The 17,744-nt window shown below is 40.4% G+C and carries 12 protein-coding genes; 5 read left to right on the top strand and 7 right to left on the bottom strand.

The window, feature by feature from the left end:
- Window positions 1-165: 165 nt before the first annotated feature.
- Window positions 166-1,410, bottom strand: coding sequence for an ABC transporter permease (locus Q0486_RS10420; RefSeq protein ID WP_299232763.1), 1,245 nt, complete (start codon window positions 1,408-1,410; stop codon window positions 166-168).
- Window positions 1,411-1,413: 3 nt separating this feature from the next.
- Window positions 1,414-2,616, bottom strand: a complete 1,203-nt coding sequence (locus tag Q0486_RS10425; protein WP_299232766.1) for a pyridoxal phosphate-dependent aminotransferase — start codon at window positions 2,614-2,616, stop codon at window positions 1,414-1,416.
- Between the two features lie 168 nt (window positions 2,617-2,784).
- Here Q0486_RS10425 and Q0486_RS10430 point away from each other — a divergent pair, with 168 nt between their 5' ends.
- The 5 genes from Q0486_RS10430 to Q0486_RS10450 all read left to right on the top strand — a co-directional run bounded on the left by Q0486_RS10430 (window position 2,785) and on the right by Q0486_RS10450 (window position 8,036).
- Complete coding sequence (locus Q0486_RS10430) at window positions 2,785-3,264, top strand: DUF4494 domain-containing protein (RefSeq protein ID WP_299232769.1); 480 nt, start codon at window positions 2,785-2,787, stop codon at window positions 3,262-3,264.
- Window positions 3,265-3,278: 14 nt separating this feature from the next.
- Window positions 3,279-3,947, top strand: a complete 669-nt coding sequence (locus Q0486_RS10435; protein WP_299232772.1) for a YggS family pyridoxal phosphate-dependent enzyme — start codon at window positions 3,279-3,281, stop codon at window positions 3,945-3,947.
- Between the two features lie 13 nt (window positions 3,948-3,960).
- On the top strand, window positions 3,961-4,935 hold the full coding sequence (locus Q0486_RS10440) for a dihydroorotate dehydrogenase-like protein (protein ID WP_299232775.1): 975 nt from the start codon (window positions 3,961-3,963) through the stop codon (window positions 4,933-4,935).
- Between the two features lie 188 nt (window positions 4,936-5,123).
- A complete protein-coding gene (locus Q0486_RS10445; protein WP_299232778.1) occupies window positions 5,124-6,782 on the top strand; it encodes an AMP-binding protein in 1,659 nt (552 codons plus the stop codon).
- A 3-nt stretch (window positions 6,783-6,785) separates the two neighbouring features.
- Window positions 6,786-8,036 (top strand): hypothetical protein, encoded by a 1,251-nt coding sequence (locus tag Q0486_RS10450; RefSeq protein WP_299232780.1) that lies wholly within the window; start codon window positions 6,786-6,788, stop codon window positions 8,034-8,036.
- Between the two features lie 127 nt (window positions 8,037-8,163).
- Here the strand turns inward: Q0486_RS10450 and Q0486_RS10455 are convergent, their stop codons facing one another.
- The 5 genes from Q0486_RS10455 to Q0486_RS10475 are packed head-to-tail and all read right to left on the bottom strand — an operon-like array spanning window position 8,164 to window position 17,601.
- Window positions 8,164-10,407, bottom strand: coding sequence for a glycoside hydrolase family 3 N-terminal domain-containing protein (locus Q0486_RS10455; protein ID WP_299232783.1), 2,244 nt, complete (start codon window positions 10,405-10,407; stop codon window positions 8,164-8,166).
- Between the two features lie 36 nt (window positions 10,408-10,443).
- Complete coding sequence (locus Q0486_RS10460; protein ID WP_299232786.1) at window positions 10,444-11,556, bottom strand: family 16 glycosylhydrolase; 1,113 nt, start codon at window positions 11,554-11,556, stop codon at window positions 10,444-10,446.
- An 8-nt stretch (window positions 11,557-11,564) separates the two neighbouring features.
- Window positions 11,565-12,929, bottom strand: coding sequence for a hypothetical protein (locus Q0486_RS10465; protein ID WP_299232789.1), 1,365 nt, complete (start codon window positions 12,927-12,929; stop codon window positions 11,565-11,567).
- A gap of 17 nt (window positions 12,930-12,946) precedes the next feature.
- Window positions 12,947-14,464 (bottom strand): RagB/SusD family nutrient uptake outer membrane protein, encoded by a 1,518-nt coding sequence (locus Q0486_RS10470; RefSeq protein WP_299232792.1) that lies wholly within the window; start codon window positions 14,462-14,464, stop codon window positions 12,947-12,949.
- Window positions 14,465-14,490: 26 nt separating this feature from the next.
- On the bottom strand, window positions 14,491-17,601 hold the full coding sequence (locus Q0486_RS10475) for a TonB-dependent receptor (protein WP_299233061.1): 3,111 nt from the start codon (window positions 17,599-17,601) through the stop codon (window positions 14,491-14,493).
- Window positions 17,602-17,744: the final 143 nt, after the last annotated feature.

The raw sequence follows: 17,744 nt of genomic DNA on the forward strand, positions 1-17,744 counted from the left end.
AATATCCCAATAAAGATAGCGTTACACGCTCGTGTAACGCGTGTAACACATTCGTGCAACGAGCGTAACACGGACGTGTAACGCGCGTGACACGTCCGTGTTACGGTTTCCATAATTTGATGTTTTGTCTGATACTGGAGTGCGCATCATTATTGACAACAAACATTATTCATAACGGATTGAGCGTGCCGGATGAATCCTGCTTATAAGATAGGATGGTCCCACGAGCATCAGCACAGAAACTACCAACGTAAACACATTGAGTAGAATATAAATCAGAACATTCAATTCTATAGGAACAGAACTGACATAATATACGGTAGGGTCCAGCTTTATCGGCTCGAAGAAATACTGTATCAGACAAAGTGAAAGTCCTATCACATTTCCCCACAGCATCCCCCTGCCTATCAGAAACACAGAGAATGAAAGGAAGATTTTCCTTATGGAATTATTGTTGGCCCCCATAGCCTTCAGCACACCAATCATGTTGGTACGTTCCAGTATTATAATCAGCAGACCGGAAATCATGGTAAAGCCCGCTACTCCTGTCATCAGTATAAGAATTACCCAAACATTAAGGTCGAGCAAATCCAACCATGCAAAAATCTGCGGATTGGCCTCAACTATGGTACGCGAGAAATAACTCTGACCGTATTTGTCAGAGGCTTCAAACAACCCTGTGCGGATATCATCATTCACGGCGTCAATGCGCGAGTAATCATCTACATCTATCTCAATTCCGCTCACCTGATCAGATTTCCATTTGTTAAGGCGGTTTACCGTATAAATATCTGTCAGCAGAAAATAGTCATCGAAAGCCGAGAAATTTGTCTGATAGATAGCGGCTACGGTCAGTCTGCGCGCTCGCACATTGTCATCTACGTAGTAAGTATAGATTCTGTCGCCGGTCTTAAGTTTCAGTTTGTCGGCCATAGACCTCGAAATCAACACTTTGTTTGTGGATGCCGTATCGGTAAACTCCGGGATTTCGCCTTCCGTTATATGTTCGCGTATATAACTGAAATCATACTCCTGCCCCACTCCTTTCACCACCATGCCTTGGAAACTATCATCAGTCATGATCATACCAGGCTTGACGGAATATCGCTGCACGTGACTGATATCCGGTTTCTGTGAAAGAGCCTCCAACAGACTGTCGCTAGCCTGTATGGGAGCCGTCATATAAAGCTGCGCATCGTCAAGGCTGGTCACTATAACCTCGGAAGCTAGTCCCACCACCTTGTCACGCACCTGATTCTTGAAGCCGATAACCACTGCCACCGAGACAATCATCACGGCAAGACCAATAGAAATGCCGGCCATGGCAATGCGCACAGCCGGCTTTGATACCTCTTTGTTTCCGTCGTTATTCTTGTAGATACGACGGGCAATGAACAATTTCCAATTCATATTTTATTCGTCAACTCTTCCCGGATATGCCTCCAGTGCCTTTCTCAGAACGAAAAGCGAACGAACCAAATCTTCTTTCTTCAACACATAAGCCAGTCGGACTTCATTCTTTCCGGCTCCCGGTGTAGTATAGAAACCGCTTGCAGGGGCAAGCATAACTGTTTCACCCTCATATTCGAACTCAGAGAGACACCATGCGCAGAACTTCTCACTGTCATCGACAGGCAGTTTTGCCACAGTATAGAAAGCCCCCATAGGTATAGGTGAATATACACCTGGGATTCTGTTCAGTCCGTCTATCAGACATTTTCTGCGTTCCACATACTCGTCGTAAGTCTCACGTGAGTATTCTTCCGGCTCGTCAAGTGAAGCCTCGGCAGCAATCTGACCTATCAATGGAGGACTTAGCCTTGCCTGACAGAATTTCATCACAGCCTTACGTACCTCCGGATTCTTGGTAATCAGGGCTCCGATACGGATACCGCATTCAGAATATCTCTTCGATACAGAGTCTATAAGAACCACATTCTGTTCAATACCTTCAAGATGACATGCAGATATATAAGGTGAACCTGTATAGATGAATTCTCTGTACACTTCGTCCGAGAACAGGAACAGATCGTACTTCTTCACTAAATCGCGTATCTGGTTCATCTCCCTGCGTGTATAAAGATATCCGGTCGGATTGTTAGGATTACAGATAAGGATACCCTTGGTACGTTCGTTTATGAGTTCCTCGAACTTTTCCACCTTAGGCAATGAGAATCCTTCCTCAATGGTAGTCGTTACAGTTCGGATTATTGCACCGGCTGAAATTGCAAAAGCCATATAGTTGGCGTATGCAGGTTCAGGAACTATAATTTCGTCACCCGGATTAAGGCAACTCATGAAAGCGAACAACACGGCTTCCGATCCACCTGTGGTGATGATGATGTCGTCAGCAGTAAGATTTATGTCGTATTTTTTATAATAACCTACCAGTTTTTCACGATAGCTCCTATATCCCTGGCTCGGACTGTATTCCAGAACAGTACGGTCTATGTTACGAATTGCCTCAAGGGCCGCTCGTGGAGTAGGCAGGTCAGGCTGACCTATATTCAAGTGATACACATGAATACCTCTTCCTTTCGCAGCTTCGGCCAATGGTGCCAATTTTCTGATTGGCGATTCTGGCATTTCGTTTCCTCTTATGGATATTTGTGGCATAATTTATTATGTTATATAAAATTTTGACTGCAAATATAAACTGATTAGCCAAATAAAACAACTAACCGACAAGAAAGTTTTGTCCGTTTTCGTACACCGTTAACAAATAAATACTATCTTTGTCGAATTAAATTATATGTATTATTTAATATAAAAAAGTGAAACGACATGATGCATAATTGGTTTGAATGCAAAATCAGATACGAAAAAGTAGCGGAAAACGGAATGAACAAGAAGGTGACCGAGCCATATCTCGTAGATGCCTTAAGCTTTACTGAAGCTGAATCAAGAATAATTGAAGAAATAACCCCATTCATAAGCGGTGAATTCACCGTATCGAACATCAAGAGAGCCAACTACAGCGAACTCTTTTTCTGCGAAGACGATGAAGCTGACAAATGGTATAAATGCAAGCTTTACTTCATTACACTGGATGAAAAGAGCGGCGCCGAAAAGAAAACAGCCACAAACGTACTTGTACAGGCCGCTGACCTTAAGGATGCAATCAAGAAACTGGACGAAGGCATGAAAGGAACAATGGCCGATTATGTAATAGCATCCGTAACAGAAACAGCCATAATGGATGTTTATCCATACTCGGCCGAACCGGACGTAAAGCCGGAATTCCCGGATGCAGCAAACAGATAAGGAGAGAATAAATCATGGATATAAAAGCGATATTGAGTGAGATAAAAGCAGAGTTGCCACAAAGCACACGTCTTGTAGCCGTATCTAAATTCCATCCTGCAGAAGCTATAAAAGAAGCATACGATGCAGGACAGAGAATTTTCGGCGAAAGCAAGGTTCAGGAACTGGAAGATAAACATACAGTTCTTCCGCAAGATATAGAATGGCATTTCATTGGTCACTTACAGACCAACAAAGTGAAATACATTGCTCCATATATATCTATGATTCATGCCGTGGATTCATATAAATTGTTGGCTGAAATAAACAAACAGGCAGCTAAAGCAGACAGAATTATACCTTGCCTGCTTGAAATACACATAGCACAGGAAGAAACAAAATTCGGTTTCACTCCCGAGGAATGCACAGCCATGCTGAACGAATGCAGCTGGAAAGAGCTGAAGAACGTACAGATATGTGGTATCATGGGAATGGCAACCAACACTGACGATGATGCATTGATAGAAGATGAGTTCTGTAAGCTGGAGACATATTTCAATGAGCTCAAGTCTACCATTTTCAAAGATTGCGATTCATTCAGAGAGCTGTCAATGGGAATGTCGGACGATTATCATTTGGCTATCAGACACGGGAGTACATTTGTAAGAATTGGAAGTAAAATATTTGGAATTAGAAACTATTAAAATCATATCTATTATGACACAATTATCAACAACTTTTGCAGGATTAAAACTTAAAAATCCTGTTATCATAAGCAGTTCGGGCTTGACAAACAGTGTAGAGAAAATCAAGAAACTGGAAGCTGCAGGTGCCGGCGCCGTAGTTTTGAAATCTGTTTTTGAGGAACAGATAAACATACACGCAGGACAGATGAGCGGATACGGAGCCCCTGAAGCTGACGATTATCTGAGTGCATACGTACGTTCTAATGCTCTTAGCGAACACATTGAGCTTATCAAAGAGGCGAAAAAAGCTTGCAGCATACCGGTTATTGCAAGTATCAACTGTTACTCTACAAGTGAATGGACAGACTTTGCAAAACACATGGAAGAAGCAGGTGCGGACGCGCTTGAAATAAATATCCTTTCATTGCAGTCAGAAAAAGACTATACATACGGAAGCTTCGAACAGATGCATATCGATGTATTGAAAAACATCAAGAAAGCTGTAAACATTCCAGTGATAATGAAACTGGGCAGCAACCTTACCAACCCTGTGGCACTCATCAATCAGCTTTATGCAAACGGAGCAGCAGCGGTAGTACTGTTCAACCGTTTCTACCAGCCGGATATCAATATCGACACAATGACTTTCACAAGTACAAACGTGATGAGTGAATCTAATGAACTTGCTGAAAAAATCAGATGGACAGCTATAGCTTCTGCGGAAGTTCATCAGATTGACTATGCAATTTCAGGAGGTGTTCACTGTGGTAAAGGTGTAATCAAATCAATTCTTGCCGGAGCAAGCGCCGTAGAAGTATGTAGCGCAATCTACAAGTACGGCGAAAAGGAAATAGCTGAAATGCTTAAAGAGCTTACTTCATGGATGGAATCAAAAGGCTACGAAAATATCGAAAGCATGAAAGGTATCATGAACGCTAAAGCTGCAGGAAGCGTAAATCCTTTCGAAAGAACACAGTTCATGAAATACTACAGCAACCACGAATAATGTAAATATACAAGTTCGATATAACACGAAAAGGTGTTCCCGATAATAGTTAAAAAACATTATAAAAACTATTATTCGAGAACACCTTTCATTTTATTACGTTTTATTGACAAATAATTGGAATAGTAATAACTAAATTGTATATTTGCACTACACACTGATTTTTGTGCACATTCAAAACATCAATTATGGAAAAAAGTTTCATAGCTTTCATAGAAGAAAGTATCAAGAAGAATTGGGATCTTGACGCTTTGACAGACTACAAAGGTGCTACACTCCAATATAAGGATGTGGCCAGAAAAATAGAAAAACTTCATATCCTTTTAGAAGAAAGCGGAGTAAAACCAGGCGATAAAGTTGCCTTATGTGGCCGAAACAGTTCGCACTGGGGGGTAGCCTTTCTGGCAATCCTTACGTATGGTGCAGTAGCTGTGCCTATTCTTCATGAATTCAAGCCTGACAATGTACATAACATAGTAAACCACTCCGACGCACGCATACTATTCGTAGGAGATATGGCATGGGAAAACCTAAACGAGGCCGAAATGCCTGCACTTGAAGGTATCATCCTAATGACAGACTTCACCTTGCTGGTATGCCGAAGCGAAAAACTTCTCTATGCAAGAGAACATCTGAACGAAATGTTCGGAAAGAAATATCCTAAAAATTTCAGACGTGAGCACGTAACTTACCGCCGCGATACACCTGAAGAGCTTGCTATCATAAACTATACTTCAGGTACAACAAGTTTCTCTAAAGGAGTAATGCTTCCATACAGATCTTTGTGGTCAAACACACAGTTTGCATTCGAAGTGCTATCACTCAAACCGGGAGACAAAGTAATTTCCATACTTCCTATGGCACACATGTACGGTCTGGCATTTGAATTCATATATGAGATGTGTACAGGATGTCACATTTACTTCCTCACCCGCATGCCAAGTCCAAAAATCATATTCCAGGCCTTTGCAGAAGTAAAACCTAATATAGTCATATCAGTACCTTTGATTATCGAGAAGATAATCAAGAAAAATGTCCTTCCGAAACTGGAAACGCTAAAGATGAAGATACTGCTCAAGGTGCCTATAATCAACGACAAGATTAAGGCTGCCGTGAAAGAACACATGGTACAAGCTTTCGGAGGCAACTTCTACGAAGTCATTATTGGTGGCGCAGCATTCAATCAGGATGTAGAGAAACTGCTCAAGAGTATAGAATTTCCGTACACAGTAGGTTACGGTATGACAGAATGCGGTCCGATTATATGTTATGAAGACTGGAAACGCTTCAAACCGGGTTCTTGCGGCAAGGCGGCACCACGAATGGAAGTAAAGATAGACAGTCCGGATCCTGCAAATATTGTAGGCGAAATCATAACCAGAGGCGATAATGTGATGCTTGGATACTACAAAAACCCTGAAGCTACAGCACAGGCTATTGACAAGGACGGATGGCTCCACACCGGCGATTTAGGTATAATGGATGAAGAAGGAAACATAACAATCAAGGGACGCAGCAAGAATATGCTGCTCGGACCTTCAGGACAGAATATTTATCCTGAGGAGATTGAAGACAAACTGAACAATCTTCCTTTCGTATGTGAAAGTATAGTCATCCAACAGGAGGACCATAAACTGGCAGCCTTGATATATCCTGATTTCGATGATGCTTACGCTCACGGAATGAGTACAGCCGACATAGAAAAAGCGATGGAAGAAAACCGTGTTACTCTGAATTCAGAGCTTCCGGCATATTCTCAGATTACCCGTGTGAAAATCTATCCGGAAGAATTCGAAAAAACACCTAAAAAGAGTATTAAACGCTTCTTGTACCAAGACGTCAAATAATAGATGAAAAAACACTCTACTGATATAAGAATGTTCCTGTCAGCCATATTTCTGGCAGGAACAATATTCTTCCCTGTACATGCTCAGGAATACGGCCTGAAAAAGGGAAGAAATATTTCTTTGAGCATTAAAGGACCTCAAAACGACAATCGGAAAACTTACTTTAATCTTGGTCTGCTAAGCAATTATCAGAACTTGAACGGAGCCAGTATAAATGCCATATCAGATGTAGTACATCAAAAGACATCAGGTTTCCAATTGTCCGGATTCGTAAACATCGTGGGCAACAGAAGTTCCGGTATGCAAGTTGCTGGTCTGGCCAATATCTCAGGAATCAGATCACATGGCTTGCGGATAGGAGGTCTATTCAATATTAGTGGAAAATCCACATACGGAGCCCAATTTTCAGGTATAGGAAATCTGGCTGGGAACAATCAGAAGGGTCTTATGGTAACCGGACTCATAAATATGGGATCTGTTGACATGAAAGGTTTTTTGGTTTCAGGTTTGGCCAATATAGCCGGCAATGAACAAAAAGGATTAGCCATAAGCGGCATGACAAATGTCAGCGGAGGTAACATGCATGGAGCACAGATTTCATCACTGATGAATATAGCAGGCGGCATAAACAAAGGATTACAGCTTACAGCACTCAGTAACGTAAGCGTAACAAACAAAGGGCTGCAGCTGAGCGGTGTAGCAAACTATGCTGGAGACAACAAAGGTCTTCAGGTTGGACTAGCCAACGTAAGCAATAAATGTAGCAAAGGAGTACAAATAGGAATATTTAATCTGAATGGTGACAGTTGTGCCAGACAAATAGGCATAGTCAACATGAAACCACAGACACACACACAGATTATAGTGTCAGGAGGTAATCTGAATAAGGCGAACATAGCCGTAAGATTCAAGAACAGACTGATATATACACAACTCGGTGCATCAATGATTTTAGGTGAACTTACCGACAAAGCTTCTGTGGCCGGCATATACAGAACCGGACTTGCATTTCCAATAATAAAAGACAGACTGCACCTGAATACTGATATTGGATATTGCCATATAGAGACTTTAGGCAATTCAGACGTTCCAAACAGATTATATGCCATACAGCCAAGAATCGGACTGGAATATAACCCAATGAAAAAGATAGGAATATTCATAGCCGGAGGTTACTCATGGGAAAGAACATACAAAAACAATCTGGCATATTCCAGACATCCTATAGTAGAAGCGGGACTTGTATTCTTCTAAATAAAAAACATTTGTAATTTTAATCAGAAGTTTTACAATCACCCCAAAAAAGATAAATATTTAATGGCATTTAAGCAGTGTTTAAACGCTGTTTAAATGCCATTAAAATAATAATATAATCGAGATTTTAATTCAAAACAGAGAATTCTGCCGACAAACCTTCAGCACTGTTAGTACCGACCCACAGTTTGAAGTCACCAGGTTCAACACCGTAAGTCATATCGTAACGCCAGAAAGACAAATCTGAAACAGGAAGAGTGAATGTTACAGTCTTGCTTTCTCCAGCCTTAAGTTCCACTCTCTGGAAAGCCTTAAGTTCTTTAACCGGACGAGTGACAGTACCAACCTTATCCTGTACATATAACTGTACAACTTCAGTACCGTCATACTTGCCAGAATTCTTAATGTTTACACTTACGTTAACCTCTCCGTCAACTGTAAGCTTATCCGAAACTAATTTCATGTCACTGTACTCAAATTTAGTGTACGACAGACCGTATCCGAACGGGAACAAAGGAGAATTTCCCGCATCAAGATAGAACGAACGGCATCCTACCGAAGTCTGTCCAGCCTCAACCGGGATTTCATCGATAAGCATCTCTGTAGGATTTGCAGGACGTCCTGTGTTGTTATGAGCATAATAGATTGGGGCCTGACCTGTCATACGAGGAAATGTAACAGGAGTCTTTCCACTAGGATTAACCTTTCCGAAAAGGATGTCTGCAATGGCAGGACCACCCATTGTTCCCGGATGGAACGAGTAAAGAACAGCATCCGAAGCCTCAACCTCATCAGAAATAGTAAGCTGACGACCTGCCATAACTACAGTTACCACAGGTTTGCCAGTTGATGCAAGCGATTTGATTAACTGACTCTGTGCTCCTTGCAAATCAAGATTTGCCAAAGAATGAGCCTCACCTGAAAGTATTGATTCTTCACCCACGAAACATACCACAACGTCTGCACGGCGTGCCGCATTTACAGCCTTTGCAATGCCTGCAACATTCTTGTCGCGGCTGTATGCCAATCCTTGTTCGAAGATTACGTTCACCTTGTCGCCATACATTTCCCTGATAGCCTTCAGAGGTGTCTGTGTATGTTCCTTTTCACCATCGAACACCCATGTACCCATCTGCTCGTATGGAGCATCAGCCATAGGGCCAACCACTGCAACAGTCTTAACCTTGTCAGTAAGCGGCAATGTCTGTGCATCATTCTTCAGAAGGATAACCGACTGCTCTGCCGCTGTCTTTGCTATTTGCAAATGTGCATCGGCATATTTCACAGTCTGAGGAGTGACAACATAAGGATTTTCAAACAATCCCAAACGGAATTTCAGACGAAGGATGTTTCTCACCGCATTGTCTATAGTCTCCATTGAAACCTTCTTCTCTGCAACAGACTGTTTCAGATTTTTGATGAAAGTTTCGCTCACCATTTCCATATCCACTCCGGCATTTACAGACTTCTCTGCAGCATCCTTTCCATCAGTGCAAAAACCATGATTAATCATTTCTGCAGCAGAAGCCCAGTCTGTTACCACCATACCATCGTATTTCCATTCGTCACGAAGAACATCTTTCAGGACAAACTTGTTGGCTGTAGAAGGTACACCGTCATTATCATTGAATGATGTCATAAAAGTTGCACATCCGGCTTCAACGGCAGCCTTGAAAGGAGGAAGATATACATTACGAAGCACACGTTCAGGAATAAAAGTCGAATTATAGTCTTTACCACCTTCGGCAGCACCGTATGCCACAAAGTGTTTTGCACAGGCTGCAATAGATGTAGGATCATTCAAAGAATCTCCCTGATATCCCTTTACCATTGCTGCACCCATTACTGAACTAAGATAAGGATCCTCACCACAGCTTTCGGCAATACGTCCCCAGCGTGAATCGCGAGATATGTCTATCATAGGTGCAAATGTCCAGCGAATACCATCTGAAGAAGCTTCAACAGCTGCTACACGAGCTCCTTTTTCTGCTATTTCCGGATTGAAAGTTGCAGCCTGCCCCAATGGTATAGGAAAAATAGTCTTATAGCCATGAATGACATCGCGCGAAACAAGAATAGGAATACCTAAACGAGATTCTTCTACAGCAATTTTCTGGATTTTATTTACTTCTTCCGGATTTACGACATTAAGGATTGAACCAACCTCACCTTTGCGTACACGTTCTGCCAATTCATCAAAATCCCATGGACTGAGCTGATTCATCTGACCTAGTTTCTCTTCAATTGTCATCTGACCAAGTAATGCTTCTACTCTTGATTCGATATAAGAATCTTTATTGATATTGCCTTTCTCTGAGCAAGCAAACAATGACATTGCCAGAAAGGCTGATGTAATAAATCTCATTTTCATAATGCAATTAACTATTACAGTTTATTTTAATTTCAATTATTTCTTTTGGAAAACTCTAACATAATCTATCTGATAAGTAGCCGGTAGACAAGATTCATCAACACCTTGAGCCCCTCCCCAGAATCCGCCCCATGCGAGGTTTAATTTCAGATAAAATGGTACATTGAACGGCCAAGTATCTTTATCGCCTTTTTTATCATTAGGATAATAAAACAACTCCTTACCATCCACAAAAGTCTTTATGTAATCTTCTGTCCATTCCAGAGCATACACGTGAAACTCTGTCTGGCTTCCTTCTACCAATACTTCTTTTGTCTTCTGTGTTCCTATGCTATGGTTATATGCCTTGGTATGAATGGATGATGACACATACTCTGGATTATATCCAACTTCTTCCATGATATCTATCTCTCCATCATCAGGCCATGTATTGAACTCCTTAGGCATCATCCAAAAAGCAGGCCATGTACCCTTACCCTTCGGCAGTTTTAGTCTGGCTTCGAAATAACCATACTTCCAACTCTCTTTAGAATTAATTCGTATAGAGTAAACTTCATCTCCGGCTTTTTTAGCTATAATACTGAAAATACCCTCACTGACTTCTGCGCATGTCACGCCATTCTTCGAACCTGGGATATAATTCTGGATTTCGTTATTTCCCCATCCGTTATCACCAGTTTCGTAATACCAAAGCGATTCATCCGGTGCATCAAATTTAGAATCATTAAATTCATCATGCCATACCAAACGATATCCTTCGGGTACAGATATATCAGATGTATCCAATTCTGGGGCAGCTTCCTGAACAACAGATATTCCTTTTCTTGTTGTACCTGACTTAACAGTTATATCAGCTGTACGCACCTCAAAATCTTTATTTTCATCTACTATAATATCTACTGTCCCATTCTTTTCTGTACTTCCATTGACATTACACACTATCCAATCGGCATCAGAATAAGCGGTCCATTCACTACCTGCCTCAACGGAAACAGTTTGTTTGCCTCCGGTATAAGGAATTTCAATTTCCGTGACAGACAGTTCAAGCAATGTTTCGGCAGCAGCACTTTCACTACTGCCTCCACATCCGCTTATAAGAATAATACCTATAGAAACCAGTGATTTATGTAATACACTTTTTATTTCCATATTAAAAATTATTCTCTATGAGTTTGAAGTATAATATCTTTTATCACAACATCTGTAGATGCCGGGTTACCTCCAAAGTCGAATACCAACTTGGCTTTTGTAATATCTACTCCAGGAACATTTATAGCTTTTACCACTACATCTTCACCAGCCAGCAATTGAGCGTTTTTCTGGAATAAGAACAAATCATCATTGTCTGTCTGTGCCAGTTTTACTGTTGCAGAAGCTATTTCATTAGTAGAATTAAGAACTACCTTAAAATCATATTCCTGTTCAGGATCAAGAGCCAATGCCTCTGTTGTAAATATTACCTGATTTTGCCATTGTTCGCTTGTAGCTTCAGGGAAACTAAGTGAATATTCATTTCCGTTAGTCTGCATTTCAGGGTTGTCAATCTGTGCCCATCCCGGTGCATAATAGAATGAAGCGGTAAAGTTTGCACTATTCCACATATTATCTTCACTGTCAACATCCACCCAGGCAGGTTCCGGAGTATCATCAACTTCAGGGACTACTGTTCCGTCATCATTTGCATGATCTTTAAGAACGATACTTTCAACTGTAATATCCGTTGAAGCCTGATTGCCACCAAAATCCAAAACCAACTGTAAATTACTAATGTCCTTACCCTGCATATCACTCTTCCAGTAGCACAAAGGCTCATTGGCTGTAAGTGATACTCTCTCTGCAAAATAATAAGATTCCGCATCATTCGGATCGGTCAGTTTAACAGTAACCCCAGGATGATCTGTTGTAGAACTGATAATTACAGAGAAATCATAATTTGAAGAAGAAACTGTAGCCATGTCAGTATTAATGAACATCTGAGCCTGCCACTGTTCTGATGTAGCCTCTGTCAGACTGACAGTAAAACCACCTTCTATTGCTGTATATGACGGATCTCCTATTTGCGTCCATCCCGGTGCATAGTAGAAAGTAGGTTCATTAACAGCAGCCGTTTTCCACATATTGAAATCAGAGTCATAAACGAAACCTCCGAAACCGTTCATGATTGTCTTGTCTATATGAAATGTTTTTACAACAGAGCCATCGCTTACGCCATTATAATTTGACACCTTTACTTCTATACTGTAGTCACCGGCCTTGCGATAATATTTTGTAAATGACTGAAGGGTAGAATATTGCTTACCGTCAATAATCCACACGGGCATTGCACCTTTTCCTGTAAACGAGAAAGTTACATTATTCGTTTCCTGATCTACAGTAATAACAATATTGTCTTCATAATCTGCAATCAAAGGCAGACCAGCTTCTGTAGGTGCTTCAATTTTGTCGGATGTACATGATGACATGCCACAAGAAAGAGTAGCCGCAAGCACCATGCAATTCAAAAATCCATATATATTTTTCATACTTATAATTTTAAGAATTAATAATTATTTTGAGTCAATGTACCTTGTGCCGCATCTATTTCACTCTGTGGTATAGGCAGATATTTTTTACTCTCTGTCCATGTATTTGTACGATAGCCATAACTGTCAGGAACAAGAACAGTTGAAGCTTTGCCTGTACGTATCAAATCCCAATAACGTTTTCCTTCGCCTACGAATTCCAGATGACGTTCATTGATAATATTATCAATAGTAGGTTCCAGTTCTGTCTGAAGACCTGCACGCTTACGAACATCATTCAGATATTTCTTTGCATCTGTCAGGTTTCCGTTTGTTCTTACCAACAGTTCAGCAGCATTAAGCAATGTTTCCGAATATCTGTAAATACGTAGATTGTTATTCCAGTTCAACTGAGCATCAGCTTTCTGATCCTTGTTATTGCCAGAAATTGCAGCATATTTTTCGAGGAACAAACCTGTGTCCTGATAACGCTTGTTGTAAGTTACTCCTGTAGCTCCAGCATTGAAACAAGTTGCATCGCGACGTGTGTCGTTGTTGGCATACATATCGTAAGTTTCCTGTCTTACAGGGCAGAATCCCCAACCCTGGTCATGTCCTTCTGTTCCGTCAGGCCATGTATGAGGACTAATCAATGTCGGTAAAACCGTTCCTCCTGCAACCAATGGAGAACTCCATGAACGTACGGCGTTATCGTCCTTATAAATAACTTCAAATATTGATTCCTTACTCCATTCACCTTCTTCTTTAAAAATAGAAGTATAATCTTCTACCAGATCATAATCCGGAGAAGCAATTATCTCCTGCATATATTTTAGAGCTTTGGCAAAACGCGATTCATCATTCTGATACATTACTATTTCTGCATAAAGCATATAAACCATAGCTTTTGTAACTCTACCATAATTTTCTGAAGTTTCCTTCATAGGCAGAACGTCCATGTCAATAACAGTTTCAAGATCTGTAATGATATTGTTGTAAACATCATCAGCCTTCAGCTGTTCTGCCAAATATGGAGAAGTCAGATTATCTGTATAATATGGTATATTCCCCCAGAACTTCCACAACCAATTATAATAGAATACTCTCAAAGTCAATGCCTGTGCTTTATAGTAATTTGCATTCTCTTCTGTTACATCCTCAGCCCATGTAAGATAAAGCATAACATCATTACAGCGTTTCACTCCACTATACGCATCAGTCCACAATCCTGCCATTACATAAGTAGGAATAGCCTCATAGTTCATCATCAGATGCCATGTTCTGTTGTCTGTCTTATCCTGTCCTCCTACCCATATATCATCTGCCATAATATCACTCATGATATTTACCGGGTTATATTCGTTCATAGCCCAATCTGGCCAGTGTAAAGGATCGTATGCTGCAACTACAGCTTCCTGTATATGTTCGTCTGTAGTAAAATAAGACTCTATTGTTTCATTTACCGGTGATTCTACTTCAAGGAATGAATCAGAACATCCGGAATTTATTAAAGCTAGTGACAATGCGCCTGCCAAAAGGATATTATATTGTTTCATATTACTTCGATATAGATAATTAAACATTAGAAACTAAGATTTGCTCCGATTGTAAATACTCTGGCCTGTGGATAAACTCCATAGTCAATACCAAGTGATGTACCACCTGAAGAAATTTCAGGATCAAATCCGTGATATTTTGTAAATGTCAGAAGGTTTTCAGCTGCCACATATACTCTCAATGAAGAGATGAATACCTTGCTGGTCAGACTCTTAGGAAGAGTGTATCCCAACTGGATATTTTTCAGGCGAATGTAGCTGCCATCGTAAACATACAAATCGGAAGACTGCCAGTTAACATTATCACCTACCACAAATCTAGGAATTCTATTCGATGTTCCTTCACCAGTCCATCTTCCAAGCATCCATGAAGGTAGATTACTTGCTGAAATATCAGTACGGCGTGTTGCATCGAAAATATCATTTCCTGCTGTACCCTGCCACATCATAGAGAAATCAAAATTCTTCCATGAAGCATTAAAATTCAATCCAAATGTCCAGTCAGGCATACCTTTACCTATATATGTTCTGTCATCTTCATTTATAACTCCATTGCCATCAACATCAACAAATCTTACATCACCAGGAACAGCATCAGGCTGAAGCAATTCTCCATCAGAATTTGTATATGAATTTACTTCTGAATAATTCTGGAAAATACCGTCTGTCTTATATCCATAAAAATATGGGAAAGGCATTCCATTTTGAGCACGGCTTATAGTACCTGCTCCCTGGAAAGAATCAAGATTTGCCCAACCGGAATCATTGCCATATTCAATAAGTTTATTCTTCAGATATGTAGCATTTCCTGCTATTCTGAAATTCCAGTCAGAAACATTAAACTTATAAGATAATTCCATTTCAAGACCACTGTTTTCCATCTTACCAACGTTTCCTATTGGCTTAGTTTCACCCACATATGAAGGGATATTCATAGTCATCAACATACCGTTGGTAGTTTTCTTATAATAATCGGCTGTAAAAGTCAACGCATTATTGAAGAAACCGAAATCAAGACCGAAGTCAATCTGTTCAGATTCTTCCCATCTTAAATCAGGATTGGCAAGGCCACTTGCCTTAACACCATTAACAACAGATTCTGACGCTCCAAATATAGCATTGTTGCCTGTAGATGTAAGTACTGTATAACGGAAATTACCGATATTCTCGTTACCGTTCTTACCCCAAGAAAGACGTACTTTAGTAGAAGACAACCAGTCCGGACGTTTCTGCATAAACTCTTCATTAGTAAGATTCCATCCTAATGAGAATGACGGGAACACAGCATAGTGATTATTCGAACCGAAACGAGATGAACCGTCACGACGTACTGTAACCTGCAACATATAACGTTCATCATAGTTGTAGCTTGCTCGTGCAAAAAGAGATGCCAAAGCTGACGGTTCTGTTGGAGCACCTGCCGAATCACGGTCTCCATTTTCAGCAAGACCACTACTTGCATCTATATACGGACGATCATAATTGATGATGTCGTTTCTTGAGCCCCACAAATATGAACCTGTAGTTTTTTTGGCTGATTGTCCCAATATCACAGAGAAACTATGTTTATCAAGTGTCTTATCATACATCAACACATTTTCCAACTGCCAAACCAAACCGTCATATTTATCAGAATATGCAGTAGAACGTGTTGAATAGCCTCCATTTCTCAAATAATATTTAGGAGTATATCCGTCATTTCCCCAAAATGAAAGGTCTGCACCAAAAGAAGATTTAAACTTCAAATTATCCCATATCTGCAATTCAGCAGAGAAATTAGCTACAAATTTATGACTCCACCCTTTACTTCCAGGCAAAGACAAGTTTGCCAAAGGATTTGTCATTTCACCATACTCTGAACCAGGAATACTAAATAACTTGCCATTATTTGGATCGTACATCGGAGTATAGCCTTCTGTATTTGCATATTTGTCCAACTGTGCTTGCGCTGCATCGCCTTCGTCGTAAACTGTCAATATAGGAGAAAGAGCCAACGCAGAACCCAAAGGAGAACCCCATGTAGAATTGGCATCTATAGAAGTACTCTCGATATGAGCATATGAAAGATTTGATGTAACTTTCAGGCTGTTCAGCCAATTTCTATTTTTACTTTCATCAAATAAAGTATAAATAGTATTACTTCTAAGAGTAAGTCTATCATAATTTGAACGACCGTAATTACCTCCGACAATACCATCCTGAGTGTAATAACCAGCAGAGAACAGATAACTTACTTTTTCATTTGCACCGCTTACACTCAACTGATGATTCATTACAGGAGCATTGCTATTGAATACTGCATCCTGCCAGTCTGTACCTTCACCGTATGAATAAGGATCATTATATTTAGGAGCCAACCCTGCATTCATATATCCCTCGTTAATCATCATGGCATATTCGGATGCATTGAGAACATCACGTTTCTTCCAGGCATTCTGCCAACCGTATGAGAAATCATAGTTTACCTTAGTAGCTCCAACTTTACCTGTCTTTGTCGTTACCAAGATTACTCCGTTCGCTGCACGGGCACCATATACAGCACCAGAAGCAGCATCCTTCAATACTTCTATAGAAGCGATATCATTAGGGTTCAGATAATCCAATCCACCTTCAATCGGCATTCCGTCAACAATGTACAACGGATCTGAGTTGTTGATTGTTCCGATACCACGAACTCGTATCTGTGCAGCAGCACCAGGCTGACCGGATGATGAAGTGACTGTGACACCAGCTGCCAAACCTTTCAAAGCATTATCCATACGTACAGGAGCTGCTGCCGCCAAATCGTCTGATGAAACTTTGGCTATTGAAGCGGTTACAACACTTTTTTTCTGAACGCCATAACCTACAACCACCACCTCTTCCAGAGTTTCAGAATCTTCTTTCAATACAACATTAATAGGAGTCTCATCGTTTACTGTCACCGATTGTGTCACATATCCTATATAAGATATTTCCAATACAGCACCTTTATCTACACCATTAATAATAAAATTACCGTCTATATCGGTAATAGTACCGACTGTAGTACCTTTTACCAATACACTTGCTCCTATTACATATTCACCAAGAGCATCCTTTACATTACCTGTAACATTAATCTGTTGTGCGAAAACACCCAACGAGAAGAATAACATCAGGCAACAGAGAATGAACTTCCGTCCATTTGCCTGCATAAAATTTACTTTTTGTCTCATAAATAAATTTTAAAAGTTAACACTAAATGAATTAATTTCTCTGACAGCAAAGGTAGGTCCTAATTTAATAGTCTGTATATATG

The organism is uncultured Bacteroides sp. (assembly GCF_937912035.1).
In the GTDB taxonomy this organism is placed as follows: domain Bacteria; phylum Bacteroidota; class Bacteroidia; order Bacteroidales; family Bacteroidaceae; genus Phocaeicola.

Coding starts and splice junctions, on each gene's coding strand:
- Q0486_RS10465 (WP_299232789.1), bottom strand. CDS start 12,929: ATGAAAAATATATATGGATTTTTGAATTGCATGGTGCTTGCGGCTACT.
- Q0486_RS10430 (WP_299232769.1), top strand. CDS start 2,785: ATGATGCATAATTGGTTTGAATGCAAAATCAGATACGAAAAAGTAGCG.
- Q0486_RS10420 (WP_299232763.1), bottom strand. CDS start 1,410: ATGAATTGGAAATTGTTCATTGCCCGTCGTATCTACAAGAATAACGAC.
- Q0486_RS10425 (WP_299232766.1), bottom strand. CDS start 2,616: ATGCCACAAATATCCATAAGAGGAAACGAAATGCCAGAATCGCCAATC.
- Q0486_RS10445 (WP_299232778.1), top strand. CDS start 5,124: ATGGAAAAAAGTTTCATAGCTTTCATAGAAGAAAGTATCAAGAAGAAT.
- Q0486_RS10440 (WP_299232775.1), top strand. CDS start 3,961: ATGACACAATTATCAACAACTTTTGCAGGATTAAAACTTAAAAATCCT.
- Q0486_RS10450 (WP_299232780.1), top strand. CDS start 6,786: ATGAAAAAACACTCTACTGATATAAGAATGTTCCTGTCAGCCATATTT.
- Q0486_RS10470 (WP_299232792.1), bottom strand. CDS start 14,464: ATGAAACAATATAATATCCTTTTGGCAGGCGCATTGTCACTAGCTTTA.
- Q0486_RS10435 (WP_299232772.1), top strand. CDS start 3,279: ATGGATATAAAAGCGATATTGAGTGAGATAAAAGCAGAGTTGCCACAA.
- Q0486_RS10475 (WP_299233061.1), bottom strand. CDS start 17,601: ATGTTATTCTTCTCGTTGGGTGTTTTCGCACAACAGATTAATGTTACA.
- Q0486_RS10455 (WP_299232783.1), bottom strand. CDS start 10,407: ATGAAAATGAGATTTATTACATCAGCCTTTCTGGCAATGTCATTGTTT.
- Q0486_RS10460 (WP_299232786.1), bottom strand. CDS start 11,556: ATGGAAATAAAAAGTGTATTACATAAATCACTGGTTTCTATAGGTATT.